A 26,588-nucleotide genomic window follows, 5' to 3' on the forward strand; every position below is an offset into this window, starting at 1 on the left:
CAAAACATACTTAAATGAAGATTATTTCTTATAACGTTAACGGTATTCGGGCCGCAAGTACTAAAAATTTTTTTGGTTGGTTGCAGGCAACAAATGCCGATATGATTTGCTTGCAAGAGGTTAAAGCATTACCAGTTCAAATCCCTGAAATTATTGCTTTGATAGAACAACTTGGATATCATCATTATTGGTTTCCTGCAGAAAAAAAAGGTTATAGCGGGGTTGCTATTTTAACAAAAGTAAAACCTAACCATGTAGAATATGGCTGCGGAGAGGAATGGATTGATAAGGAGGGAAGAGTTTTAAGAGCTGGTTTTGATGACTTTTCTTTAATAAGCTTGTATATGCCGTCGGGCTCTAGCGGAGATGAGCGACAAGTAAAAAAATATGAGTTTATGCGCTTCTTCGACCACTATATTGGAGATTTGCGTAAACAAATTCCTAATTTAATTGTGAGTGGCGACTATAATATTTGCCATACGGCAATGGATATTCATAATCCAAAATCGAACGCCAACTCTTCTGGTTTTTTGCCAGAAGAACGGGAGTGGATGCAATTATTTTTAGATAATGGCTTCATTGATACCTTTCGCCATTTTAATAAAGACCCACATCATTATACCTGGTGGAGTTATAGGGCAGGCTCAAGAGGGAAGAATCTAGGTTGGCGCATCGACTATCATTTGGCAACAAAGCCGATGGAAAGCCGTTTAAAAAATGTGAGAATTCTTGCAGATGCAATACATTCAGATCATTGCCCGGTTTTATTAGAACTGGAATAATGATTGTTTTTTTGGTTGATATTAGATAACAGATTAACCAGCTTGAACAGAAAACTAATTTAGAAACTAACCAAATCAAAATGCTAATCACAAACATAAAAGGTCTTGTTGGCTTGCACCCTAAAGAAAAATTGGTTCTTCGCGGAAGTGAAATGACAAATTTACCCATTTTAGAAAACGCCTGGCTTTTAATTGAATGTGGTTTGATAAAGGATTTTGGAAAAATGGATCAAATTCCTGCTTCGGTTTCAAGTTTGCCAGCCATTAATGTACAAGGAAAATATGTTTTTCCATCCTGGTGTGATAGTCACACACACATTGTTTTTGCCGCATCGCGAGAGGAAGAATTTGCAATGAAAATTGAAGGCAAAAGCTACGAGGAAATTGCTGCAGCGGGTGGAGGAATATTAAATTCGGCCCGTAAATTACAAACAGCAACGGAGGATGAATTATTTAAAAGTGCTTCAAACAGGCTACAACAAATGATTATGTTGGGTACTGGTGCCGTTGAAATTAAAAGTGGATATGGCTTAACGGTAGAAAGTGAATTAAAAATGCTTCGGGTTATTCAGCGTTTAAAACAATATTTTCCTATTCCTATTAAAGCAACTTTTTTAGCCGCACATGCTTATCCAACCGAATATAAAGACAATCATAAAGGCTATATTGATTTAATAATTAACGAAATGTTGCCTAAAATTGCTGCAGAAAATCTAGCAGATTATATAGATGTATTTTGTGAAAAAGGCTTCTTTTCTGTAGAAGAAACCGATCTTATTTTACAAGCAGGTGCAAAATTCGGACTTAAACCTAAAATCCACGCCAATCAATTATCAATTTCTGGTGGAGTAGAAGTTGGCGTTAAAAATAAGGCTGTTTCTGTAGATCATCTGGAAGAAACAGACGAACATGTAATTAATAGTTTAAAAAAAGCCAGTACAATTGTAACCTTATTGCCCTCGTGCTCGTTTTATTTGAGTATTCCGTTTGCTAATGCTAAAGGATTTATTGCCGCAAACCTACCTGTTGCGTTAGCTACAGATTATAATCCGGGCTCAACGCCATCAGGAAATATGAATTTTGTAGTGTCTCTGGCTTGCATAAAAATGAAAATACTGCCTGAGCAAGCAATAAATGCGGCTACCTTAAACGGAGCTGCAGCAATGGAGATTAGCGAAATAGTAGGAAGCATTTCCATTGGTAAAAAAGCGAATTTATTTATAACCAAACCAATGTCGTCCGTGGCCTATTTACCGTACAGCTTTGGGCAACCGCAAATAGAAACGGTTATTTTAAACGGGAAAATTTATAATGGATAGTTTTAAACTATACACACAGCAAGATATTGATAAGCTCTTAATTAGTAGAGCAGGAGAAGTTAAACTTGCAGAAAAGGTGCAGGTGGTTAACTCATTGGATGAAATAAAATCATCAAAGGCCAAATTTGTTTTGTTGGGCATTCCTGAAGATATTGGAGTAAGGGCAAATTATGGCATCGCAGGGGCTGCATCTAGCTGGAAACCAAGTCTTATTGCGATTCTGAATATTCAAAGCAATAAATTTCTTCATGGAGATCAACTTTTGGTTTTAGGTCATTTCGAAATTGAAGAACCCAAGGATATTTCCATAGAAGGTTTAAGAAATAAGGTTTTGGAAATAGATGATTTGGTATTCCCTATCATTGAAAAAATCGTTGCTGCGGGTAAAGTTCCAATTGTAATTGGTGGCGGGCATAATAATGCTTATCCAATTATTAAAGGATCATCTTTGGCATTAAAAAAAGCTATTGATGTGATTAATATCGATGCGCATGCCGATTTACGTACCATGGAAGGCAGGCACAGTGGTAATGGATTTTCTTATGCCTTGAATGAAGGCTTTTTAGAGAAATACTCTATTTATGGCTTGCATCAAAATTACAATAATGAAGCAATTTTGAACCAAATTGAAGAAGATCCAAAATTAGATGCTGTATTTTTTGATGATGTTTTAAAGGGATCAGACTATTTAACTTTGCTGGCAGATCTAAACGAAAATCCAGGTTTGGAAATAGATTTAGATTGTATCCAAAATGTGCTTTCAAGTGCCGAAACACCTTCAGGCTTTTCTGTAAATGATATCAGGAAGTTAATATTAACGAGTAATAAAAAATATACTTACCTGCACTTAACCGAAGGGGCATCAAGAATGTTGGATGGGCGAGTAGATAAGTTAACCTCCAAGCTTATTGCTTATTTGGTGAGTGACTTTATCAAAAGTCAATAATTTTTTACAAGTGTTCAGCCTCGTATTTTTCGCCAGCTTTTAACATCATTTCAATCTGTTTTAAATCTTCAGCGGTTAATTCTTCCTTTTCCTGTAGTTCGAAAACGGCAATCATATTATCTTCGTATTGTTTTTCTGTTTTTATAACGATTTCCTTTTCCATGATTGTGTTTAAAAAGCTATAGTTTCTGTTGGTGTAATGCAAAAATCCAATCGGATATCATTTTCATGTACATCATCTATTTTATCAATTGCAGGGCTCAAAGATAAGCCTATTTTTTGAGCATTTATATTTTGTAAAAACCGATCGTAAAAACCCTTTCCATAACCCACACGATAACCATTTTTATCAAAAGCGAGTAGTGGAATAATCACAACATCAATGTCGCCATTGTGCACAACTCCTTTTTGAGGTTCAAGAATGTTGTAAAGATTTTTCTTTAAATCATTCAGACCTAAATATTCATGATTTGTCATTAAAGCCGTTTCAAAATCAGCTTTTGGCACAATAATTTTAACTTTTGGATGAGTTTGCTGTAGCCAGTTGATCAGTATAAAGGTATTAGGTTCTCTTTTTTCTGTTATGGGTAAAAAGATGTGAAGCGTTTTAATCTTATCGAAATCAAGCGTTTTAAATTGATCTAAGAGCTGATTGTTTAATTGGTCGTAATCAACATCGTTTATTGTCAATCTTTCTTTTAAAGCTTGTTTCCTGATTTCTGCTTTTAACATAATCACAAAGTTAAAGATTTTATGCTCATTAGATTTCTTAATCAAAGCCTTGTTAAACAAAAAAGCCTTTAAAGTTGAATCTTTAAAGGCTTTAAGTAATTTATTATAAAAATTATTTTACACGCTCAACATATTCGCCGGTACGGGTATCAATTTTAATTTTGTCTCCTTGATTAACAAACATTGGAACTTTAACCTCAACACCATTTTCAAGTGTCGCAGCTTTAAGTGCGTTTGTGGATGTATCACCTTTAACTGCAGGCTCAGAATAAGTAATTTCGAACTCAGCAAAGTTTGGTAATTGAGCCATAATTGCTTCGTCACTTTCCATTGAAACAATAATGTTCATCCCTTCCTTTAAAAATTTAATAGCAGAACCAAATAAAGCTTTTTCAACATTAAATTGTTCGTAGCTGCTATTATCCATTACCACTAAATAATCACCTTCTTCATATAAATATTGGTAATCATTAGTTTCTACGCGGCAAATTTCTACAGCTTCGTCAGTATTCATACGAGCCTCAACAATTCTACCCGATTTAATGTTACGGAATTTACCAGTGTAAAATGCGCCGCCTTTTCCTGGTGTACGGTGATTCCATTCGTCAACAGTAACCAGTTCGTTGTTTATACGAAGGATGTTACCGGTTTTTATTTCTGATGCTTTTGCCATATTGTCTTATCCTAAATTGGATTTTATATTTCAGTTTTTCGTGACGGCAAAGGTAAAATTATTTTAGTAAAAATATAGGGCAATTTCTTTGCGTTAGGTATTTATTAGCCTCTTTTAGAGAGATATTCGTTTAAAGAAGGCGTTTTATAAAGCTTTGGAAAGCAGAGTTTGAGATTTTTCTCGCTTTGCAAGTCCTCCTTTTCCTTCTACTTCTATAAAAAAGTTTCGGGAATCCGTTCAATCGGTTTAATTAGGAGGATAACTTTAATGAGGTGGTTTTAACGAACATAAAAAAGTCCCTGATGCTTATTCAGGGACTTTAAAACGATTTTTAATCTATTATTTTACACGTTCCATATAGTCGCCAGTTTTTGTATCAACTTTGACTTTATCACCTTGGTTAATGAATAGAGGTACTCTAATTTCGGCCCCAGTTTCAACGGTAGCATATTTTTGTGCACTGGTAGAGGTGTCGCCTTTTACAGCAGGCTCAGTATAGGTAATTTCTAGCTCAACACTGTTTGGTAATTGTGCAACAATTGGCTCTTCGCTTTCAAAAGCTATGGTAACGTTCATCCCTTCTTTAAGGAACTTTACTGCAGAACCGAAAAGCAATTTTGGGATATTGTGCTGATCGAAAGTTGTATTATCCATTACTACTAAATAATCACCATCCTCATATAAATATTGATAATCGCTGGTTTCTACACGACAAATAGTAACCTCTTCATCTGTACGGAAACGATATTCTACAATTTTACCCGTTTTTACATTTCTCATACGAGCCTGATAAAATGCTCTTAAATTTCCAGGCGTGCGGTGGATATACTCTTCTACACTAACCAACTCTCCGTTAAAACGAAGAACATTTCCGCTTTTTACTTCTGATGCTTTTGCCATGTTTTGTTAGAAATAATCTTTTTTGATTCGATTTTGAAAGGCAAAGGTAAAAAAATTAACAAAAAAGCTAATATAAAAGAAATGCCTTTGGGAACCACTCCAAAGGCATAATCAACCTAAACCTCAAACTAAACTATGAAAAACTCTTTTGCCTGTTACGGCGATATATTTTGATTCTGCAAGCAGAAATAAATTCGTTTCCTTGAAGAGAATTAATTAATAAAATGTTTCTCTTTTTGGTGGTGCAAAGGTAAGAACTATTTATGAATTACAAAATAATTTTTTAAAAATTTATTTATAATACAAATGTATGACAAAACAGACGTTAAAGGAGAATCTTGTTTTTTAGTTATTTTGCTTATAATCAGCTATTTGAAGCTGTTCTGAGCAGAAATCGTATTCCTGAATTTGATTTGAACCAATTATCGTTAACCTATCTTTCGCAAAATTCTCAATCAGTTCTCGGTACCAATTTATACCTTGAACGTCTAAATTGCTGGTTGGTTCATCTAAAAATAAAATTGGGGTGTTGGTGCAACAGGCAAGAGCAAGTTTGGTTCTTTGCTTCATTCCTGAAGAAAAGTACTTAATTTCTTTGTTCGCAGATTTCTCAAAGCCAAGTATCGTAATTAGCTCTTTTGCATTTACACCCGACGCATAATTTTTGAACTTAAAATGGAAATCAATAATCTCTCTTAAAGTAAAAGTTTCGATAAGCTCTAAATAGGGAGCCGCTAAACTAATATGTTGGTAAATTTCTTCAACAGGAATTTCTTTTTCATCGCTGTAGGTAATTTCACCTGCTGATGGGGTTAAACTTCCGGTTAATACGCTCAATAAAGTAGATTTACCCGAACCATTAGGCCCTAAAATGGCATAACTTTTTCCCGTGACAAATTCCGTCGTCAGGTTTTTGAAAATCCACTCTTTGTTAAATCTTCGACCAACGTTATTTAGGCTAATCTTCATTAGATACTTAAGTTTTTAGACATGCAAACGCTATTTTCTACGCCGATATATTGTCCATAGTTTGGAATGATATCGTAACCAGCTTTATGGTAAAGGGCAATTGCTTCGGGTTGCTTTTTGCCTGTTTCTAAAACACAATTGGTAAAGCCGAGCTCAAAGGCCCAGCTTTCCAATTCGTTTAAAATTTTAGCTGCTATTCCCTGCTTTCTGTTATCAAGATGAACAAACATCCGTTTAACCTCAACAGCAGTCTTAGAAAATGGCTTTATGGCGCCACAGCCAATAGGAGTATTATTTTTGTAGGCAACAACAACTTCTTTAATTGCATCTATTTTATTAAACTGCGCATAAAAAACATGTTCTTCGCCGTCTCTAATGCTTAAATCTTTATCCAGTAAAACCACCAGTTCTTTAAAATCTGGGTGATTTGAATCGGTTTTGATTAGCGTTACAGTATTCAAACTTTAAAATTATTATTAGCTCCCCATGCCGAAGCCCTTCATTACACCACGGTTTGAGTTACGAATAAAATCTACAATTTCATCGCGGATTTCCGTTGGTTTAAATTCAGCCTCAATCATATCCAAAGCTTTGGTTACGTTATTATGCTTTACAAAAAGAACGCGATAAATTTCCTGAATTTCGTCAATTTGTTCGTTTGTAAAACCTCTTCTGCGCAAACCAACAGAGTTAATACCAGCATAAGAAAGTGGCTCACGTGCTGCTTTAACATAAGGCGGTACATCTTTACGAACCAATGAACCACCAGTTACAAAAGCATATGATCCAACTTTAACAAATTGGTGGATTGCAACCAAACCTGCTAAAACAACATTATTGCCAATAGTTATGTGCCCGGCTAATGTGGTGCTGTTTGAAAAAATACAATTGTTACCCACTTCACAATCATGTGCGATGTGAGAGTAAGCCTGAATTAAACAGTTGCTACCAATTGTTGTTTTCCATTTATCTTTTGTACCACGGTTAATGGTTACACATTCTCTAATGGTTGTATTATCACCAATTTCTGCGGTTGTAACTTCGCCAGCAAACTTTAAATCCTGTGGTTCGCCAGATATTACGGCACCAGGAAAAATACGGCAGTTTTTACCAATACGTGCGCCATCCATAATGGTTACGTTAGAACCAATCCAGGTGCCTTCTCCAATCTCTACATCTTTGTGTATTACAACAAAGGGTTCGATTACTACGTTTTCGGCAATTTTAGCCTGGGGATGAATATATGCTAATGGTTGTATCATTATAGTGCCGGTTCTGTTTGTTTAATTTTAGAAATTTGGGCCATCATTTCGGCCTCTACAACAATCTTTTCGCCAACCATACCAACGCCTTTCATTTGTGCAATGCCTCTTCTAATAGGTTCTAGTAAATCACAACGGAAAACAATAGTATCTCCAGGAAGCACTTGTGCTCTGAAACGTACATTGTCTATCTTTAAAAAGTAAGTTAAGTAATTTCTTGGATCAGGAACGGTACTTAAAACTAAAATTCCGCCTACCTGTGCCATAGCTTCAATTTGGATAACGCCAGGAAAAACTGGGGCGCCAGGAAAATGGCCTTTAAAGAACTCTTCATTCATGGTTACGTTTTTAACGCCTACAACATGGTTTTTAGAAAGTTCTAAAATTTTATCTACAAATAAAAATGGTTGACGATGAGGCAAAATGTCCATAATCTGAACTACGTCGTACAATGGTTTTGCGCTTGGATCGTACACTTTTTGTATTTTCTTGTTTTTTTCTTTTTTGATTGCTGCTTTAATTTTTTTAGCAAAAGCAACGTTTGCGGCATGCCCAGGGCGTGCAGCCATAATGTGCCCTTTAAGGTGCATTCCAACTAAAGCTAAATCGCCAATCATATCCAAAAGTTTATGGCGGGCTGGCTCGTTTTGGTAACGCAATTCCATATTGTTTAATATCCCTTGTGGAGCTACATCAATATCAGCACGGTTAAATAATTTTGCAAGGTGATTTAATTCATCCTTAGTTACCTCTTTATCTACAATTACGATTGCGTTATTTAAATCGCCACCTTTAATAAGGTTATGTTGTAATTGATATTCTAATTCGTGCAAGAAACAGAAGGTACGGCAAGAAGCAATTTCCTTTTTAAACTCCGCAATGGTGCTAATACCAGCGTGCTGACTGCCCAAAACAGGAGAGTTATAATCTATCATGCAGGTAAAACGGTAATCATCCAATGGCATCGCCACGATTTCTACTTTTCTATCTGCTTCAGTATAAGTAATGTTATGTGGAATTGTAAAATACTCACGATCTGCATTTTGTTCAATTGCGCCAACTTCTTCAAGCAAATCAATAAACTGAATAGAGCTTCCGTCCATAATTGGAGTTTCAGGGCCATCAAGTTTAATTAAAACGTTATCAAGGTCCATACCTATTAACGAAGCCATTACATGCTCTACAGTACTTACACTAGCACCATTTTGGGTAAGCGTAGTTCCGCGAGATGTATCGGTTACATTATCGGCATCTGCTTCGATGATGGGATGGCCATCAAGGTCGATACGTTGAAATTTGAAGCCATGGTTCTCTGGCGCAGGGCAAAATGTAAGGGTAACATTTGCTCCGGTATGTAAACCAACACCAGATACAGATGTTTCTTTTTTAATCGTTTTTTGTCTAACGTTCATTGTGTATTGTATTCTTTTCCAACTCGGATGTAAGTTTTTTTAATTCTTCCTCAAGAGCGTTAATTCTTTTTTCAACATCCGGTAGGTGTTTAAAAATCACTGAGGCACGCATCCAGTTGCGTAAAGGTTGGGCCGGGCTACCGTGCCATTGTTTATTTTCTTCTGTTATATTAAAGTTGATTCCTGCTTGTGCGCCAATTTGTGTGCCTTTGGCTAAACTTAAATGACCAGCAATACCTACCTGACCACCAATTACACTATTAGCGCCAATTTTTGTACTTCCAGATACGCCGGATTGAGCAGCTAAAACAGTGTTTTCACCAATTTCAGCATTGTGTGCAATTTGAATTAAATTATCAATTTTTGCGCCTTTTTTTATAGTTGTAGAACCCATTGTTGCTCTATCAACCGTTGTATTGGCTCCAATTTCTACGTCATCTTCAATTATAACGTTACCAATTTGGGGTATTTTATTGTAAGTTCCATCTTTTTGTGGGGCAAATCCGAACCCATCACTACCGATTACGGTGTTGGAATGAATAACCACACGATTTCCAATAATAGAATTGTGGTAAATTTTAACACCAGGAAAAAAAGTACAATTGCTACCAATTTTCGAGTTTGCACCAATAAAAGTTTGTGTTTTTATTTTGGTTCCGTCGGCAATCTCCACATTTTCTGCTATGTAAGAAAATGCTCCAATAAATACATTCTTCCCAATTTTAGCTGATGGATCTACAAAGGCAAGCTTATCAATACCAGATTGATCTGCCTGGGCATTTACAGCTTCATTGTACTTATCCAGTAAAATGGTAAAAGAACTATATGGATTATCAACGCGGATTAAAGTACTTGTATAATCCTGTGTGGGGTTAAAATCTTTAGAAACAATAACAACAGAGGCCTGTGTAGAGTACAAAAAGTTTTCATATTTAGGATTGGAAAGAAAAGACAAAGAGCCTTCTTTCCCATCTTCTATCTTAGAGAGTTCGGTTACAGCTACATCTGGGTTACCATCAATGGAACCGTTTAGAAACTCGCTTATCTGCTTGGCAGTAAATTGCATCGTACAAAGGTAAATGTTAAATTGATATGAACAAAAAAACCTGTTAGGGTTAATAAGTGTATATTTTACACAATAATAAGACTAAAAACGGCAGTTAAAATTAAATATTTTGTTAAAAAGGCTTAAATCCCTCTCGGGTAGCAGAGAATATATTTCTCTACCGTTTTTTGCAGTGACTCCAAATTCGATAAATCCGATGCTTTTGCAATATCTACAATATCGTTATTTTTCATTAAAATTTTAATATTTCCAACTCCAGCGTTGTATGCTCTGTTTTTAATCGACTCTGTAAACACGAAATACCGGGCTTCTTCTGGGTTAATATCCAGTAGATTAACAGCTGCGTTTTGCAAAAACTGAATTCTGTCTTCATTGGCAATTTCATTTCCCATTTCTACTTTATACAAATTTCTCGAAGTGAGCATCCGGCATAATGTAGATAAAATTTTGTCAGGATGTTTAGCCCAAACTTTTACCGCTGCGTATATATCCTGATCGTCCAAATTGGTAAAATGCTCTAAATGGGTGTGTCCATTAAAAAAATCATCCTCAGTAATATTATTTTTAAGGAAGTGACTTAAAGAAGGAGAAGCAAATAAATTTTCTCCATTAACGGATAATTGTTTAGCCCTTTCTAGCAGTTTAACCAAAAGCATTTCTCCAGAGATAACTGTTTTGTGCAAATAAACCTGCCAATACATCAGCCTGCGGGCGATTAAGAATTTCTCAATAGAATAAATACCTTTTTCTTCAATTACCAGATCATCGGCATAAACATTAAACATTTTAATAATCCTGTCGAAACTAATTACGCCCTCGCTTACGCCTGTAAAAAAGCTATCACGATTTAAGTAATCCATTCTATCCAAATCCAACTGACCGGAGATTAGCTGGTGAAGAAACTTTTTAGGATGTGTACCATTAAAAACTTCAATAGCCTGCGTTAATCGACCACCAAAATGTGCATTTAGTTCCTGCATTAATCTGGCAGAAATATCTTCATGTTTTATTCCCGTAACCAGTGAATGTTCCAATGCATGCGAAAAAGGACCATGGCCAATATCGTGTAGTAAAATGGCTAAAGTGGCAGCTTCTTCTTCTGCGGGTGTTATAAGATGATCTTTACTTCTTAAAATTTCTATTGCCAAGCTCATTAAATGCATAGCGCCCAATGCATGATGAAAACGCGTATGAAGTGCACCCGGATAGACCAAATGCGTCATTCCGAGCTGTTTAATATAACGTAAGCGTTGGAAATACGGATGAGAAATTACATCGTAAACTAATTCTGACGGGATGCTTATGAACCCATAAACAGGATCATTTATTATTTTCTTCTTATTCAATCGTTAAAAATAGTTAAATAGATAGATACGGTACAAAAATTGCTATTTTTATTTATACTTTGATTTGCCTGCAAATATATAACGGCAATAATCACCTATTTTTACAATAACATGCAAGAAACTAAAATTTTATGGGCTGATGATGAAATCGACCTATTAAAACCACATATATTATTACTGAATGATAAAGGTTACAATGTAACTACTTTTACAAATGGTAACGATGCGCTCGAAGCTTTTGGCAAGGCACATTTTGATCTTGTTTTTTTGGATGAAAACATGCCAGGAATGAGCGGTATTGAAACACTTTCGGCCATTAAGAATTTAAACCCTGATGTACCCGTTGTTTTAATTACTAAAAGTGAAGAGGAAAACCTGATGGAGGATGCCATTGGAAGCAAAATTGATGATTATTTAATTAAGCCAGTAAACCCTAAACAGGTTTTATTAACCATTAAAAAGTTAATTGATAATAAACGTTTGGTGAGCGAGAAAACATCAATGGCTTATCAACAGGATTTTAGGCGTTTGGGCATGACCCTTGGCGATAAATTAAGCTATGAAGAGTGGGTTGATGTTTATAAAAAAATCGTTTTCTGGGAATTAGAGCTCGAAAAATTGGATGATCCGCAAATGCATGAAATTTTAACCATGCAAAAACAGGAAGCCAATACACAGTTTTCAAAATTTATTGAAGAGCATTATTTAAACTGGATTAAGGAAAAGGACAAGGCGCCATTACTTTCAAACGAATTGCTAAAGAAAAAAGCTTTCCCGCATATTAATGAAACCACGCCTGTATTTTTCATCTTGATTGATAACCTTCGTTACGATCAATGGAAAATTATAAACCCATTAATTTCTGAGTATTTCCGCATTGATGAGGAGGATATGTACACCAGTATTTTGCCAACAGCAACGCAATACGCTCGTAACGCAATATTTTCTGGCTTAATGCCTTTAGATATGGAAAAACGTTTTCCAAGTTTATGGCAAAATGATGATGATGAGGGCGGTAAAAATATGCACGAAGAAGCATTTTTGGCCGATAATATTAAACGTAGCTTAAGAAAAGATTGTAAATTCAGTTATAATAAAATTTTAACTTTTGAGCAAGGAAAGGATTTGGTCGATCAAACTAACAACCTGTTGAAAAATGATTTTAATGCAATTGTTTTCAACTTTGTTGATATGTTAAGTCATGCTCGTACCGATATGCAAATGATTAGAGAGCTTGCAAATGATGATGCCGCTTACCGCTCATTAACATTATCATGGTTTGAGCATTCTCCTTTATTTGATTTGCTGAAGAAAATATCTCAGAAAAAAGTTAAGGTTATCATCACCACGGATCACGGAACTATTCGCGTTAAAAAACCGGTTAAAGTTATTGGTGATAGAAGTACTAACACTAATTTAAGGTACAAACAAGGTAGAAATTTGAACTTTAATGCTAAGGAAGTTTTCTTAATAAAAAATCCTCACGATGCCTTGCTACCAAAAATTAACATCAGTAGTAGTTACATTTTTGCAAGAGAGGATAGTTATTTCGTTTATCCGAATAATTATAACCAGTTTGTGAATTATTATAATGAAACTTTCCAGCACGGAGGTATTTCTTTGGAAGAAATGATTATTCCGGTTGTAACTTACTCACCAAGAAATTAAATTTTTGCCACGGAAACACGAAATTCACAGCATTAATAAGCTGTATATTCTGTATTTCCGTGGCAATATTTTTGCTCCAGGCTATCTAATCTAAATTATTGATAAAGCTTTTTGTTTATTCAAAGGCTAACTTTTTTACTTTTGCATATATTTTTTAAAATGAAGTTAGAAGTTAAAAGTTTAGCCGATTTGCCAAATGTTGCCAATCAGCTTTTAGATTTTGCAGGTAATCAAAAGGTTTTCATATTTGAAGGCGATATGGGAGCAGGTAAAACTACTTTTATAAAAGTTTTTTGCGAGACTTTGGGCGTAAAAGATGTGGTTTCGAGCCCAACTTATTCTATTGTAAATGAATATGAAAGTGTTAATGGACCAGTTTATCATTTCGATTTTTACAGAATAAAGGATATTCAGGAAGCCTATGATTTAGGTTATGAGGAATATTTTTATGGTAATGGAATTTGTTTAATCGAATGGCCAGAAAGGGTAGAAGAGTTGCTGCCGGATCATTTTATAGAAGTAGAAATTACAATTATTGACGAAAGTCAAAGAACGATAACATTTTCTTCAAAATAGTGATAAACATTAGGTTGATTGTTATTTAGTTAGCTAAATTTTAGGAGATTTTCCGTATCTTCATCAACCTAAAATAAATAAACATTTACTACATCATGGCTACAGGATTAAGAGAAGGAATGGCCGATATAGCTCGCCAGGGTTTACTTCAAACTCAGGAAGCGACGCTGGAAACCAAGAACAAAAAAAATCATCTTAATATTGGCATCCCCAAAGAAATTTCTTTTCAGGAAAATAGAATTGCCCTAACGCCATTATCCGTTGCTTTATTGGTTAATAACGGTCACCGTGTTATTTTAGAAAGCGGTGCAGGTATTGCTGCAAATTTTTCTGATAGCGAATATGCCGAACAAGGTGCCAAAATTGCTTACGATAAAAAGGAAGTTTTTGACTCGGATATTCTGGTAAAAATTGCTCCGCCCATGCTGGAAGAAATCGCCATGATGCATAAGGGGCAAACCTTAATTTCTTCCTTGCAAACCGGAACTTTAAAACAAGAATATCTAAAGGCTTTAATGCATAAAAAGATTAATGCTTTATGTTTTGAGCACCTGCGTGATGAAGGTAATGTACTAAGTGTAGTTAGGGCAATGAGCGAAATTGTGGGCTCTACATCTATATTAATTGCTGCAGAATATTTAAGTAATGTAACCGGTGGGAAAGGTTTAATGCTTGGTGGTTTTACGGGTGTGCCGCCGACTGAAATTGTAATTTTAGGGGCTGGTACAGTTGGTGAGTATGCCGCAAGAACTGCATTGGCTTTAGGCGCCGAGGTTAAGGTTTTTGATAGCTCTATTTATCGTTTACGCAGGTTACAAAATAATTTGGGCAATAGCCGTGTATTTACTTCGGTTATGCAGCCTATTGTTTTAAATAAGGCTATTGTTACTTGTGATGTTGTTATTGGCGCAATAAGGGCAACACATGGTAGGAGCCCTTGTATTGTTATGGAAGAAACTGTTGCCAGAATGAAGCCACACTCTGTTGTGATAGATGTAAGCATAGACCAAGGTGGATGTTTTGAAACTTCTGAAGTAACCAACCATACAAACCCAGTTTTTAGAAAGTACGATGTAATACATTATTGTGTACCTAATATTGCATCCAGGGTTCCACGAACGGCATCTTATGCGCTGACAAATATTTTTGCGCCAATTTTGCTCGAAATTGGAGATTCAGGGGGCTTAATGAACATGGTATGGAATAATCCTGGTATTCGTGAAGCTTTATATATTTATCAAGGTAATGTAACTAGCAAAGATTTGGCAGATATGTTTAATTTACCATTTAAAGATTTGGAACTATTGGTGGTTTCTAACCAATAAATTAATTATGAAAATTAGTTTTTTAACCCTGTTTATATTTTTCTCACTGGCTGTCGGTGCTCAGAATAAACCTTCAGCTATTAAAAAACTGGTTGTTGTAAATTCTTATAATCAGTATTTAGTTTCTGTTAAAACTAACCCGAATAATGAGTTAATAGAAATCAAAAAAGCCATTCCAAACATAAAACTGGATATTCGTTATGCAACGACTAATAATTTTATGAAACAGGTAATGTACAAGCAGGCAAGGGCTTTTGCAAGAAAACCTGTGGTAGAATCATTAAAAAGAATACAGGCCGATTTAAATAAAAAAGGTTATGGTTTGAAAATTTTTGACGGCTACAGACCATACACAATTACCGTAGCATTTTACAAAAAAGCGAGTGATAAAAATTTTGTAGCCAACCCAAATAAAGGCTCAAAGCATAACAGAGGTTGTGCTGTAGATTTAACCTTGATTAACCTAAAAACGGGTAAAGAAATTGCCATGCCTACACCGTATGATAGTTTTGCTGCAGCAGCAGCAGCTAACTATGAAAATGTAAGTGCTGAACTAAAAAAGAACCGCAACTTTTTAATCAATGCCATGCAAAAACATGGTTTTAAAGTTCTACCTAATGAATGGTGGCACTTCGATTTTAATGGATGGCAAAACTACGATTTAATGGATATTCCTTTTGAAAAACTATAGGTGGTGTGGCCTGCCGTATTGATCCATTTTAACCCTTGCTTTATCTCCTTTTAAAGTTAAATGAAAAATATAATCGTAATCATCATCGGTTAACTCCTCTTTAGGTCTTTTACCTCCAAAGGCTTCAATAAGTTCTAAAACGGTATTAGAATGACCAGCGATAATAACGGTTTTTCCTTCAAAATTCTTTTTAACATTTTCTACCAACTCCTTAGTTTCGGTTACATCATAATCGGTAATGGTTATTTTATTTTTTGCAATTAAAGAATCCAACGTTTGGTGTGTTCTATTGTAAGGTGTGCTAAATGCTGCGTTGAATTTTTCCTTTTTAAGAAATCTATTTAAATCGCCTGCTCTTATTTTTCCTTCGTCAGATAGATTTGGATTTTTATCAGCAGGGTTTGTCTTATCTTTTTCTGCATGTCTTACAATCCAAATTTCGGTAGTTTGTGCAAAAGCAAACTGAGAAAATATAAAGGTTAAAGATAGAAGTAATAAAATCTTTTTCATCGGATGTGTTTGATTTTCAGTAATAAATAATCATAAGCTTATTGCTAAAATACTTGAATATGCTTATGATTAATATGAGGTATAAATATTGAAAAATATATCCGTATAATTTAATTTATCGCATTTAATCTACATAGAAGGAACGGATCCATTGCAACAAGCAGAGTGCTTTTTTGTTATTGTAAAAACCTCAAAGTATATGTTGTATCGCTAAAAGCATGTATCGACATCCTCGAAGCATATGTTGTATCGCTAAAGGGATTGAATAAGAATCACCTTAAAGGGTCTGTTCAAAAAACTGTGCTAAAAAAATTAACCACATAACAAAAACAAAACCGCAGCTTATTTTTCTATTCGCTGCGGTTTATTGTATTGTACAGATCAAGATTTATGGTTGATTAATGAGCATAGTTTTCTAAACTCTATCCCTGATATTTATTTTTAGACCAAGCTAGCTGCTCCAAAGGACCATGATTTATCCTTACTTAAGGATCCAATGGTTCATCAAAATCAATTTGTAATGACATTGCGTTAGGATAAAACTCAAGTGCGGTATCTGATAATCGTTTGCCATTTTTGTACGGTTCGTAACCAAGTTCTTTAACGCAACGTTGCATCATCAAATCGCTTATATAATAGCTTTGCGATTTAACGGTTACCACCAAACCAGGTTTTTCCATTGGCATATTATACCTAAAAATAAGTCGTGCTGCGTTTCGTAAATTAGTTGTGGTATGCCTTGCATGTGGCTCCATAATAATTGCACTTTCAGGAATCTGCAAGTTTTGCATTAAGAACTTTTTCATTTCAAAAGCCTCGCTGTATTTTGTTTTATAAGGATGCACTCTTCCGCCTGATACCATAATAAAGGGTGCTAATCCTGCTCTAAATTGCTCAGCAGCTAGTCTGCAACGCAGCATTCCACCAGCGCTTAATTCTGTAGGTACTTCTTCTGGTCCTTCGCCCGGTACTAATATTAAGCTGTATTTATATGCAGAAAAATTAGTTTTGGCAATGGCGCCCAATGCGGCTTTATTTACAGTGGTTACCATCGGTTCAAAATCTGCAGCATCATTTCTTTCGTTAATTTCAAGTGTAATCAGTGCAAATTCTAAAGTGGGTTCAAAAAATAGCTTATTTTTAACGCTAAGACTTAATATTGAATTGGTGCTTACCAATTCTGGGTAACTTTTATCTTTTACATTAAAGCCAATTGAATCTATTTTTGGGTAATTTGGTTTTTGTCCATCTGCATAAACACTTATAGCATAATTAACAGCCTTTGCATCCTGTTCCCAGGCTTTTTGCAACACTTCTTTAGGTTCTAAATTGTTGTATAAACTGTAACATCCTGATGGAAGAATATGGTTTTTAACAAGCAAGCCTAATTCATTTTGAGGCTTAAATAATACGCTCAATCTATTGCTAACCAAATTAATTTCTTCATTGCTAAATTTAATTGCTCCAGTTAAACAATTCACATCGTTTGAACAGCTTTTAATTGAAGCAGAAATTTTATCACTTTTATTTTTAAATAAAGCTTTTAGTTCAGCATCATTTTCAAGGAGTTTTTTTACAGCAATATCTTTTTGAAATAACGTAAGCAGATAGTAATTTTTATATTGAACGGCATTATAAGTAGTTTGCAGGTGATACTCTTTTTGGGCTTTACTTTGCGCTGTTGCACCAATTGAGATTATCCAGCAAAAAATAAGTAAATAAGATACTTTCATGGTGTTAAATTAAATCTTAAAGGTATTTAAAAGAAAGGGTCGTAACTATAAAGCAACGACCCAAACTTATTAACTTTTCTTAGTAACCGGTATTTTGCCAGCCGGCTTTATTTGTAATATTATCAATTTCTGCTTGCGGAACAGGATAAATGCTTCTAAATGCTGGAATACCTGGGAATATGGTTGCCATTTGACTGGTTCTAACAATATCAAACCAACGATCTGCTTCCAAGGCAAATTCTAAGCGACGCTCTAAATATATGGCGGTTCTAAAATCAGCTTGATTTGTTAAGATTGCAGCCGTTTTTATAGATGCATTGGCGTTAGTACGTACAGCATTAAGCGCTGTAAATGAATCCACATTTCCATAGGCAACTTCGTTTAAGGCCTCAGCATACATAAGTAATACATCGGCACAGCGTAGAATAGGAAAATCACTACTGGTTTCTGTCGAGTTAGAAACTGGACTGTTAAATTTACCCGGCCGAGAGCCAATATTTGTTGGCGCTACGAGAGCTTTACGGTTATCGGTGTTTTCAAATAAAGTTTGAGGAATACTAATTGTGTTGGTGTTGTTATTATTTCTGTAGCGATTATCTTGGTTTACAGCTTCTTTAACTCCACCAGCTAAATACTGAATAGCAAAAATAACATCCTTACTTGTTTTTAAACCATTAGGAAATGTAGTTGTTTGTGGCACGGTTGATAGAACTGTACCCGCATAAATGGCTGTTACAATTGGTTGCAAAGTAGAAACAACTAAATCGTATTTCTTTTGGTACAAATATACTTTTGCCAGCAATGCTGATGCCGCATAACTAGTTGCTCTACCGCGTTGTGCATCGGGCCAGCTGGTTGGAAGTTTTGCAATTGCATCAGTTAAATCATTTACAACTTGAACATAAATTTGAGTTGAAGTGCTGCGGCTATTGCCTCTTGCCTGATCTGTTGATTGAACAGATGTTACTAAAGGAACACTGCCCCATAAGCGGGTTAGATTGAAATAGCTTAAAGCTCTGATAAATTTTGCTTGGCCAATAATTTGATTTTTGGATGTTTCATTCATGCTAATGCCAGGCGCTTTATCCAAAACAATGTTGCTGCGATATATCGCCTTGTAATGGCCTTGCCATGATGCTGCGAGAATATTGTTTGCTGGGGTTTCTGAAAATACTTCGATTGCATTTCTTACTCCTGCACCTGATCCTGGATCATTATCGGTCACATTATCCCCACGGATTTCTCCTAACGTAAGCATGTTATTACCATACAAGCTATCTGTTTGCAAAGCATCATAACAACTTACTAAACCACCCTGTAAGCCCTTTTCATCTACGTAGAAAGTGCTTTCGGTGTATGAGTCGAATGGTTTTGATTCTAAAAACTTTTTACACGAAGAAACTGTAATAATCAGGCTGCATGCTAAGATTGATGTTATATATTTTTTCATCTGATTGTTCTTAATTATAGAGTAATATTAATACCGATTGATGTTGTTTTTGCTGTTGGATAAACACCATAATCTTCACCATTTGTTGTTGCTGCAGATCTGTTGGTAACCTCAGGGTTATAACCCGTGTATTTGGTAAACGTAAACGGATTTTGCATGGCAACATAAATTCTAACTTTTGTTAGCGCTATTTTTTTAACCAAATCTGCTGGGAAAGTATAACCTAAAGCAATGTTGCGGATTCGCAAATATGAACCATCTTCTATATGCCAGGTTGATGTTGTTCCATTGCTTCCTTTTGCAACACGGTTTGCTCTAACATCTTGGCCACTTCCAGGGTTACTTTCTGATACCCAACGATCCAAAGAGCTAACCATATTGTTCATGTTACCTTCTTTATTGGCAAAATATCTGCGAGAAAGATTAAGGATTTTGTTTCCATAAACACCTTGTAAGGCAACATTTAAATCAATGCCCTTATACTCGGCCGAAGTTGCAAAGCCATAAGTAAATTTAGGCAGATAGTTGCCCACAATTTCGCGGTCTTTTGTTAAATCAATTACACCATCACCGTCTACATCTTTAAATTTAAAATCGCCAGGTTTAGCGGTATTTAAATCAAAATTGCCTTGGGTATCAGTATAATGAGGGTATGCATTAACCTCTGCCTGATTTTTAAATACACCTAAAACTACAGGTAAATAGTATGAACCAATAGGTTCGCCCACTCTGGTTAAGAAATAAGCATTAGCAACAGATCCGGTTTTAATAATATCGGCATTGCCAGGACCTAATTCTACTACTTTGTTTTTGTTTTTAGAGAAGTTTGCACTCGCGGTCCATTTTACACCACCAAATTGTTGTTGAGTACCCAAATTAATATCGATACCTTTATTATTAACCTTACCAATGTTCTTTAACTCTGTAGCAAATCCTGTAGAAAGAGGCACTGGAACATCCAATAGCAAATCTTTAGTATTACTGTTGTACACGTCAACAGATAAAGTAAGTTGATTTTTGAAAAAAGCGGCATCGAAACCTAGGTTTAATTGTGCCGTTTTCTCCCATCTTAAATCATCATTTGGTTTTGCATAAGATGCCGCTCCGTTAACTACGCTCGGAGAAGAGCCACCAAAAACATAAGCATAATTGGTCATTGCACCTAAAGAAGCATTGTTTGGAATGTTAAAATTACCAGTTAAACCATAACTGGCTCTTAGTTTTAAGTCTGAAACAGCTGTTGAACTTTTAAGGAAATCTTCTTCTGAAACTCTCCATCCTACAGATGCTGAAGGGAAATAACCCCACTTAGAATTTTTGCCAAATCTGGAAGATCCATCAGCTCTTACCGAACCTGTAAATAAATATTTGCCTTTATAGCTATACTGTAGTCTCGCAATACCAGATGCCAGTGTCCATTGTTGTTTGGTTCCCGTTCCACTAGTAACAATTCCGGCATTTATATAAGGAACTTGATCGCTGATGAAACCTTTTGAAGCGTAAGCGTAAGTACTGCTTAAATCATCTTTTTGGGTAGACCAACCCACTAAAGCATTAATACTGTGATCGCCAATAACTTTAGAATAGTTTACGGTTTGCTCCAAAAGCCAATTAATTTCTTTTGTTGTTCTGGATGAACCATAAGCATCCGAAGGATCGTTTGCTGCAGTGTTTGATTTTGGGATAATTGAAGGACTGAAAATATCTTCAGAACTGTTAAATACGTCGATACCTAACTGGATTTTGTACTTTAAATCTTTAAGGATTGATGCCTCAACAAAAGTACTTCCAGTTAACCTGTTAGAACCCACATCATCTTTTTGGAGCATAGCAAGCGCAACAGGGTTCCATGCTTGAGTTTCGCCATTACCACCTATTAACGTTGGTTGTCCTGGTACTTGGGTTAAAGTACTTGGGCTCCATGAGTTTTGAGCAAAACTATAGCTTCCATCGCTATTGTATACAGGAAAAATAGGCGAGTAGTGAAGCGCAGAAGCCACAATACCTCCGTTTGAATAGGCACCATTGGCATTTACTCTTTTCTCTTTAATTACCGATGGAGATAAATTTACACCATACCTAAAAATGCCTTTATTTCCTTCCAAATTCAACCTGCCGCTATAACGCTTAAAACCACTGTTTAAAATAATACCATCCTGATCAAAATATTCCATAGATGCATAATACTTCATGTTTTCGCCACCACCAGATGCTGAAATAGAATGATTTTGAATCGGCGCAGTCCTGAAAATTTCATTCTGCCAATCAGTATTCGTTAAACCCTGTTGACCTTGTAAATAAGGCAATACTTCCAAAGGAATTACCGCACTGGTGTTCGCCGTGCCAGCTTTAAATAAACGGGTGCTGTTATTATCATTAAAACTATATGGAACTATCGGCGAACCATTAGATACATTTTTACGGTTAATAGCGTCCATGGCATCAGCGTAGGTATTATTTCTAGAATCTAGCACCATTTGCGAATATTGATAAGCATCCATCATATCAATTTTATGTGCAATTGATTGCCAGCCTTTATAACTATTAACATTAATAGTTGCAACGCCATTTTTACCTTGTTTGGTTGTTATCAATACAACTCCGTTTGATCCTCTTGAACCATATATAGCTGCAGAAGAAGCATCTTTAAGTACCTCAATAGATGCAATGTCATTTGTGTTTAAAGTGTTGATATTATCATTAGAAATCGGCACACCATCAACAACATATAACGGATTAGAGCCTGCTGTAATTGTGCCAACCCCACGTACTTTAATGGCTAACGCACCGCCAGGAGTTCCAGACCCTTGCGAAACCTGTACGCCTGCCATTTTACCAACCATCGCTTCAGCAGCATTATTTATTGGTTGGTTTTCTAAATCAGCCGCCTTAATACTCGCAATTGAAGTGGTTACATCCTTCTTTTTCTGACTGCCATAACCAACTACAACAACATCTGTTAAGGATGATGAAGCCGGATTAAGCTGAATAAGAAGCGTAGCCTGTTCGCCTGCTTTTAGGACATAATTATCAATAGTTTTAGTGGTGTAGCCAATGTAAGAGGCGCTAATATTATAAGGCACATTGGCGGATAGACCACTAATGATAAATTTGCCTTCAGAATTAACCATAATTCCTTTCTTCTCATTGGTTTTTGTGTTGAGTAAAAGAATGGAAGCACCTAATAAGGGCTGCCCAGTTTCATCTTTTACTATCCCGGTAATCTCTGATGTTTGAGCACGGGTATTTGCTGCAACTGATATTAGAAACAGGCAAATGAATAAGTGTGTAGTAAATTTTCTAAGCATAGTATATTGTTTTATTTGGTTGTTTTTTGGCAATAACTTTCCCATTCACGTTTTTTTTACGAGTTAAGTTCATTGTAATATGGAGTTGGATTTTATTTTCTAATCAGATAACCTTCGGTTGTTTTGATTTGGTTTAGTTTATTTAATTCAGCTATTTCTTCTAGTATTTTATCTATTGATTGCGTTAATTTTAAACTTCCTGTGAATGATATTTCCTGCAAATCTGCAGGGTTATAAATGATTTTAACTTTGTAATGCTGTTGTAGCTTTGCAAAAACTTCTATTAATGGAGCCTGATTAAAGTTTAATTCTTTAATTACTGGTTGCTTGGTTAATAATGTTTTAACATCGCTTACATTAACTTTATTTAGCTCGCTGTTGTAAACCAACTGATTGCCGGGTATTAATATTTTACTAAATGGTAAAGCATGAGTTGTTGAATCGATATTTTTAACCCAAACCTTACCTGTGTGTAGTTCTACTTTAATTTCTTTACTTTTTTCTAAGGCAGTAATTGTAAACGAAGTTCCTAAGGCGGTAGTGGATACGCCTTTAGCATAAACTACAAAAGGGTGTTTTTTATCTTTAGTAACCTGAAAAAAACTTTTACCATTTAAATAAATTTCTCTTTTACTTGTTATAAAAGGCATGGCATACCTCAATTCTCCGCCTGGATATAATTTCACCGTTGATAAATCTGGTAAGGTTAAGAATTGAATATGCTCTGTATAGTTCATAACCGATTTCCAATTAACAGCACTTTTTTTTGTTTGATTTAGGGCAATATTTTGAACCAAAATTTCTTTGCTTCGATTTTGTTTAAGAGTTAAAAATCCAAAAGTGAGGAGCGCTAAAATTATAGCCGCGGCTGATGTAATCTTTATCCAATTTAGTTTAGAAACCTTTGCAGTAGTTTGTTTTTTAATTATGCTAAACATTTCTTCAGTTTTAGCATCATCAATTAAAGCATCCGTTGTATTATCCCATTCGGTTTTTTTTAATAAATGCTCAGCAAATTCATCAACCTCATTCAAATATTTAACCACCAAAAGCTTTTCTTCCGGGCTGCATTGTCCTTTAAAATACTTATCCAATAACTCATCAGATATACTCATACTTACTAATACGATTGAAACAGGCGCAAACCCGTAATGGAAAAAAAATAAATTTTAATTAATTAAGAAAATCAACCAAAAAGATAATGGCAGGCAAATACGCATAGCCATTTAGTTGTTTCATGGCTAAAGAGATGTGTTTTTCTACTGTACGTGGTGAGATTGATAGTTGCTCAGAAATTTCTTTGTAGCTATACCCGTGAAGGCGGTTGAGTAGAAATACCTTTTTGCGGGTAGGTGGTAAACAGTTTAAAGCAACTTCTAATTGCTGTTTATATTCAAAAACCTCAGTTTGATTTTGAACGTTTACTTGTGCTTCCTGATGGTAAACAGTAAGGTTACGCTCATCATTAGCCAATTTTTTAAAATAATCCAGTAAAGTTGTTTTCGCGATTTTGAATAATTGCAAATCCAACGGGCACTCTTCTGATAAGGTATGTTTAAAGCGCCAAAGTTTTATAAAAGCAAGTTGGGTAAGCTCCTGAGCCTGATCTTTTGATGCCGTTTTCTTAAAAAAATAGGCAAAAACCTTCTTATGCCATAGCTTAAAAACTATTTCAAAAGATACATGATCCCCTTCTTTTATATTTTGGATATAGTTTGTCACTTTGGCTCAAAACTATTTGGTTAATGTTAGCTAAAAATAAATATAGGGTTAATTTTTGCAATTGTTATCAATTAAAAAAATCATTGTTTTAACTTATGTAAAGGAAAAGTTAACTTTTATTTAATGCTGCAATCAAACTATTTATGTCTTTTGCCGTGTGCCAGCTGCTTAAAATAATACGGTTAATGGGTTCGTCATTTACTCCAGGATATGGAAAAGAAGAAATTAAGATTTTATGATGTAAAAGTTTTCTTGCTAAATCCGGGTCATTAATTTGAAATGCAGGAAAATTAGACTCAAATTTCCAATCGGTATTTAAAGCATGGCTGAATAATCGTATGTTTTTTTGCAGTTCGATCCACGCGGATTCATAAATTTCTTTTGATTTTATAAAAGCGTACAATCCAGCTGCAGATGGTGGTGATGCACCAGCGAATTCATTAGTTTGTTTAAGCTGTTTTATTATTTTTTCAGTGCTTAACACTAAACCCGCATCTACGCCCAGTGCTTTAGCCATGGATGCAACCAAAACGCAATGAATGTTATTTTGTTTTGGCAGATTTGAAAGGGCACTTAAACCATTATTCACTACCCCAATTCCATGAGAATCATCTACAATTAAGGTAATTTCTTTATCGGAATTAATCTCTTTCAAAAAATTAAAATCATAAATCTCCGGAAAAAGGTTATTCATGGAATTGCTAATCAATACCCAGTTTTTTTGATCGGATTTATTTATAACAACAGCAGTTTCCTTCGTCCAATCCTTAAAAGATTGTTCTGTAGGTTTTTGGTTTTCCAGCCAAAGCGATGGATGTGTTGCAGGAGCATACCTTACCTCGCCAGTTTTGCTAAGTTCTTTTACAACTAATTGTGCTGCGAGATAGCCACTGGAAGTAATCAGCGCATTTTCAGATCCATATCTCGCGGCTGCCGTAAATTCTGCATCGTTATAAATGCCAAGCTGAATATTGTTATTTCTGCTGGTACCATTATTTAAGCCAAATCTTTTAATCCCTTCTATATATGATTTAATAAAGCCCTTATTCTGTGGAATACCCAAATATGCGGTGCCTGCAAAATACAAATAGGATGTTCCTTCAACATCAATTTGATTGGAAAACGGTTGATTTACGCCTTTAAATTCTGATTGCATTTATTTAATTATAACTTCTTCCAAGGGTATCATTTGCAGCTTTTATAATTGATTTTGCTCCATTATCGTCGTGGTAAAATTCCCAAAACATAACACCATTGGCAACATCCTTTGCAAGTTTAGCCTTTTTCTTGGTTGTGTTAGTGCCATTGAAATAATATTTTACTCCTGCAATTGAAGCAGAATCCAAAGTAGTATTTGCATTATTGGCAACAAAATCTCTATATGCTTTTGAAGTATTAGATGCATTTTTGCCATAAGCGGGGATTCCTAAAACTGCTTTTTCTTTGGGCATGCCTCGAGTATTAAGCCAATAATTTAAGCTAAATGTAGCCATATCGTATGATGCATGCTGAATTGGATCATTTTTATCCCAACCAATGCCATCATAAACCATAATATTAAAAAAATCGACAGATGGAAAAACTTCAGTTTTTAAGCCATCTCTAATGCCGCCGGCATAAACACCTGGAGTAATTGCAGCACTTAAAAATTTATGGTATTTGTGTAGTGAGTCTGATAGTTCTTTTATTAATAAAACATAGTTATCTGCAGATCCATCAGTTGTACTCGGGTATTCCCAATCCATATCAACGCCATCTAAATTATTTGTTTTAGCAAAATTGAGTACGTTTTTAACAAATAAATTTCTGGTTGTTGCAGCGCTTGCCATAGTTACGAAAATGCTTTTTGTACCTGAAATGGAGATACCCGTTTTAACCCCATTGGCTCTTGCCCTTTGCATAACCAAATTAAAGCGTGCGGGTTGTTCTAAGTTGGCTAATGTGCCATCTGGATTTGGATTTAAAAAGGCATAAAATAAATGGGTTAACATTTTATATTTAGCAATATTTATACCCTCAGGATCGCGGTAGCTAGGGAAGTAAGAAACAATTTTAAAACTATTATCCACAACATACGGCGTAGATGGAAGTGTTGGTGTTATTGGATTTTCAATGTTATCTTTTTTACAGGATGCGATGAAAAGCACGGTAATTATGCTTAACAAAAGGTAGATTTTTTTCATAGGATTAGGTTTAAG

General features: G+C 35.2%; 25 protein-coding genes. 7 read left to right on the plus strand and 18 right to left on the minus strand.

The window, feature by feature from the left end; translation table 11 throughout:
• Nucleotides 1-14 precede the first annotated feature (14 nt).
• The 3 genes from EHC72_RS13630 (at nucleotide 15) to EHC72_RS13640 (ending at nucleotide 3,047) form a co-directional block, all read left to right on the plus strand.
• A complete protein-coding gene (locus EHC72_RS13630; protein WP_131538263.1) occupies nucleotides 15-782 on the plus strand; it encodes an exodeoxyribonuclease III in 768 nt (255 codons plus the stop codon).
• A gap of 80 nt (nucleotides 783-862) precedes the next feature.
• On the plus strand, nucleotides 863-2,101 hold the full coding sequence (gene hutI / locus EHC72_RS13635) for an imidazolonepropionase (protein ID WP_131538264.1): 1,239 nt from the start codon (nucleotides 863-865) through the stop codon (nucleotides 2,099-2,101).
• Nucleotides 2,094-3,047, plus strand: a complete 954-nt coding sequence (locus tag EHC72_RS13640) for a formimidoylglutamase (protein WP_131538265.1) — start codon at nucleotides 2,094-2,096, stop codon at nucleotides 3,045-3,047. The genes hutI and EHC72_RS13640 overlap by 8 nt, the downstream gene beginning before the upstream one ends.
• A gap of 4 nt (nucleotides 3,048-3,051) precedes the next feature.
• Here EHC72_RS13640 and EHC72_RS22690 read toward each other — a convergent pair whose 3' ends face one another.
• From EHC72_RS22690 to EHC72_RS13685, 10 genes are all read right to left on the minus strand, one after another.
• A complete protein-coding gene (locus tag EHC72_RS22690) occupies nucleotides 3,052-3,210 on the minus strand; it encodes a hypothetical protein (RefSeq protein WP_165585827.1) in 159 nt (52 codons plus the stop codon).
• An 8-nt stretch (nucleotides 3,211-3,218) separates the two neighbouring features.
• The gene (locus EHC72_RS13645) at nucleotides 3,219-3,779 is read right to left on the minus strand and encodes a 5-formyltetrahydrofolate cyclo-ligase (RefSeq protein ID WP_131538266.1); all 561 of its coding nucleotides are present in this window, start codon (nucleotides 3,777-3,779) and stop codon (nucleotides 3,219-3,221) included.
• Nucleotides 3,780-3,891: 112 nt separating this feature from the next.
• A complete protein-coding gene (efp, locus tag EHC72_RS13650) occupies nucleotides 3,892-4,452 on the minus strand; it encodes an elongation factor P (RefSeq protein ID WP_131538267.1) in 561 nt (186 codons plus the stop codon).
• Nucleotides 4,453-4,791: 339 nt separating this feature from the next.
• The gene (efp, locus tag EHC72_RS13655; RefSeq protein WP_131538268.1) at nucleotides 4,792-5,352 is read right to left on the minus strand and encodes an elongation factor P; all 561 of its coding nucleotides are present in this window, start codon (nucleotides 5,350-5,352) and stop codon (nucleotides 4,792-4,794) included.
• A 345-nt stretch (nucleotides 5,353-5,697) separates the two neighbouring features.
• A complete protein-coding gene (locus EHC72_RS13660; RefSeq protein ID WP_131538269.1) occupies nucleotides 5,698-6,321 on the minus strand; it encodes an ABC transporter ATP-binding protein in 624 nt (207 codons plus the stop codon).
• On the minus strand, nucleotides 6,321-6,782 hold the full coding sequence (locus EHC72_RS13665; RefSeq protein WP_131538270.1) for a GNAT family N-acetyltransferase: 462 nt from the start codon (nucleotides 6,780-6,782) through the stop codon (nucleotides 6,321-6,323). The genes EHC72_RS13660 and EHC72_RS13665 overlap by 1 nt, the downstream gene beginning before the upstream one ends.
• Nucleotides 6,783-6,797: 15 nt before the next feature.
• Nucleotides 6,798-7,583 carry an acyl-ACP--UDP-N-acetylglucosamine O-acyltransferase gene (gene lpxA, locus EHC72_RS13670; protein ID WP_131538271.1) on the minus strand — a complete coding sequence of 262 codons (786 nt, stop codon included), beginning with the start codon at nucleotides 7,581-7,583 and terminating at the stop codon, nucleotides 6,798-6,800.
• Nucleotides 7,583-8,995 (minus strand): bifunctional UDP-3-O-[3-hydroxymyristoyl] N-acetylglucosamine deacetylase/3-hydroxyacyl-ACP dehydratase, encoded by a 1,413-nt coding sequence (locus EHC72_RS13675; RefSeq protein ID WP_131538272.1) that lies wholly within the window; start codon nucleotides 8,993-8,995, stop codon nucleotides 7,583-7,585. The genes lpxA and EHC72_RS13675 overlap by 1 nt, the downstream gene beginning before the upstream one ends.
• Nucleotides 8,985-10,061 (minus strand): UDP-3-O-(3-hydroxymyristoyl)glucosamine N-acyltransferase, encoded by a 1,077-nt coding sequence (lpxD, locus tag EHC72_RS13680; protein ID WP_131538273.1) that lies wholly within the window; start codon nucleotides 10,059-10,061, stop codon nucleotides 8,985-8,987. Before lpxD ends, EHC72_RS13675 begins: the two co-directional genes overlap by 11 nt.
• A 122-nt stretch (nucleotides 10,062-10,183) precedes the next feature.
• Complete coding sequence (locus tag EHC72_RS13685) at nucleotides 10,184-11,407, minus strand: HD domain-containing protein (protein ID WP_131538274.1); 1,224 nt, start codon at nucleotides 11,405-11,407, stop codon at nucleotides 10,184-10,186.
• Nucleotides 11,408-11,518: 111 nt separating this feature from the next.
• Between EHC72_RS13685 and porX the strand changes: the two genes are divergently transcribed.
• From porX to EHC72_RS13705, 4 genes are all read left to right on the plus strand, one after another.
• Nucleotides 11,519-13,075: a T9SS response regulator signal transducer PorX gene (gene porX, locus EHC72_RS13690; RefSeq protein WP_131538275.1), complete on the plus strand. Its 1,557-nt coding sequence runs from the start codon at nucleotides 11,519-11,521 to the stop codon at nucleotides 13,073-13,075.
• 159 nt (nucleotides 13,076-13,234) lie between these two features.
• On the plus strand, nucleotides 13,235-13,651 hold the full coding sequence (gene tsaE, locus EHC72_RS13695) for a tRNA (adenosine(37)-N6)-threonylcarbamoyltransferase complex ATPase subunit type 1 TsaE (protein ID WP_131538276.1): 417 nt from the start codon (nucleotides 13,235-13,237) through the stop codon (nucleotides 13,649-13,651).
• Nucleotides 13,652-13,746: 95 nt separating this feature from the next.
• The gene (locus EHC72_RS13700; protein WP_131538277.1) at nucleotides 13,747-14,976 is read left to right on the plus strand and encodes an alanine dehydrogenase; all 1,230 of its coding nucleotides are present in this window, start codon (nucleotides 13,747-13,749) and stop codon (nucleotides 14,974-14,976) included.
• 7 nt (nucleotides 14,977-14,983) lie between these two features.
• On the plus strand, nucleotides 14,984-15,667 hold the full coding sequence (locus EHC72_RS13705) for a M15 family metallopeptidase (protein ID WP_131538278.1): 684 nt from the start codon (nucleotides 14,984-14,986) through the stop codon (nucleotides 15,665-15,667).
• On the opposite strand, the gene EHC72_RS13710 is transcribed toward EHC72_RS13705, so the two are convergent.
• The 8 genes from EHC72_RS13710 to EHC72_RS13745 all read right to left on the minus strand — a co-directional run bounded on the left by EHC72_RS13710 (nucleotide 15,662) and on the right by EHC72_RS13745 (nucleotide 26,573).
• Nucleotides 15,662-16,177, minus strand: a complete 516-nt coding sequence (locus EHC72_RS13710) for a phosphoglycerate mutase family protein (RefSeq protein ID WP_131538279.1) — start codon at nucleotides 16,175-16,177, stop codon at nucleotides 15,662-15,664. The genes EHC72_RS13705 and EHC72_RS13710 overlap by 6 nt on opposite strands.
• 485 nt (nucleotides 16,178-16,662) lie before the next feature.
• Complete coding sequence (locus tag EHC72_RS13715; protein ID WP_131538280.1) at nucleotides 16,663-17,910, minus strand: YdcF family protein; 1,248 nt, start codon at nucleotides 17,908-17,910, stop codon at nucleotides 16,663-16,665.
• 79 nt (nucleotides 17,911-17,989) lie between these two features.
• Nucleotides 17,990-19,360 (minus strand): RagB/SusD family nutrient uptake outer membrane protein, encoded by a 1,371-nt coding sequence (locus EHC72_RS13720; protein ID WP_131538281.1) that lies wholly within the window; start codon nucleotides 19,358-19,360, stop codon nucleotides 17,990-17,992.
• A gap of 14 nt (nucleotides 19,361-19,374) precedes the next feature.
• Complete coding sequence (locus EHC72_RS13725) at nucleotides 19,375-22,668, minus strand: SusC/RagA family TonB-linked outer membrane protein (RefSeq protein WP_131538282.1); 3,294 nt, start codon at nucleotides 22,666-22,668, stop codon at nucleotides 19,375-19,377.
• Nucleotides 22,669-22,760: 92 nt separating this feature from the next.
• A complete protein-coding gene (locus EHC72_RS13730) occupies nucleotides 22,761-23,783 on the minus strand; it encodes a FecR family protein (protein ID WP_131538283.1) in 1,023 nt (340 codons plus the stop codon).
• Between the two features lie 58 nt (nucleotides 23,784-23,841).
• Nucleotides 23,842-24,390: an RNA polymerase sigma factor gene (locus tag EHC72_RS13735; protein ID WP_131538284.1), complete on the minus strand. Its 549-nt coding sequence runs from the start codon at nucleotides 24,388-24,390 to the stop codon at nucleotides 23,842-23,844.
• Nucleotides 24,391-24,499: 109 nt separating this feature from the next.
• Nucleotides 24,500-25,546 carry an aminotransferase class I/II-fold pyridoxal phosphate-dependent enzyme gene (locus tag EHC72_RS13740; RefSeq protein ID WP_131538285.1) on the minus strand — a complete coding sequence of 349 codons (1,047 nt, stop codon included), beginning with the start codon at nucleotides 25,544-25,546 and terminating at the stop codon, nucleotides 24,500-24,502.
• 4 nt (nucleotides 25,547-25,550) lie between these two features.
• Nucleotides 25,551-26,573, minus strand: coding sequence for a glycosyl hydrolase family 18 protein (locus EHC72_RS13745; RefSeq protein WP_131538286.1), 1,023 nt, complete (start codon nucleotides 26,571-26,573; stop codon nucleotides 25,551-25,553).
• Between the last annotated feature and the right edge of the window lie 15 nt (nucleotides 26,574-26,588).

Source organism: Pedobacter nototheniae (genome assembly GCF_004335085.1).
Taxonomy (GTDB): Bacteria; Bacteroidota; Bacteroidia; order Sphingobacteriales; family Sphingobacteriaceae; genus Pedobacter; species Pedobacter nototheniae.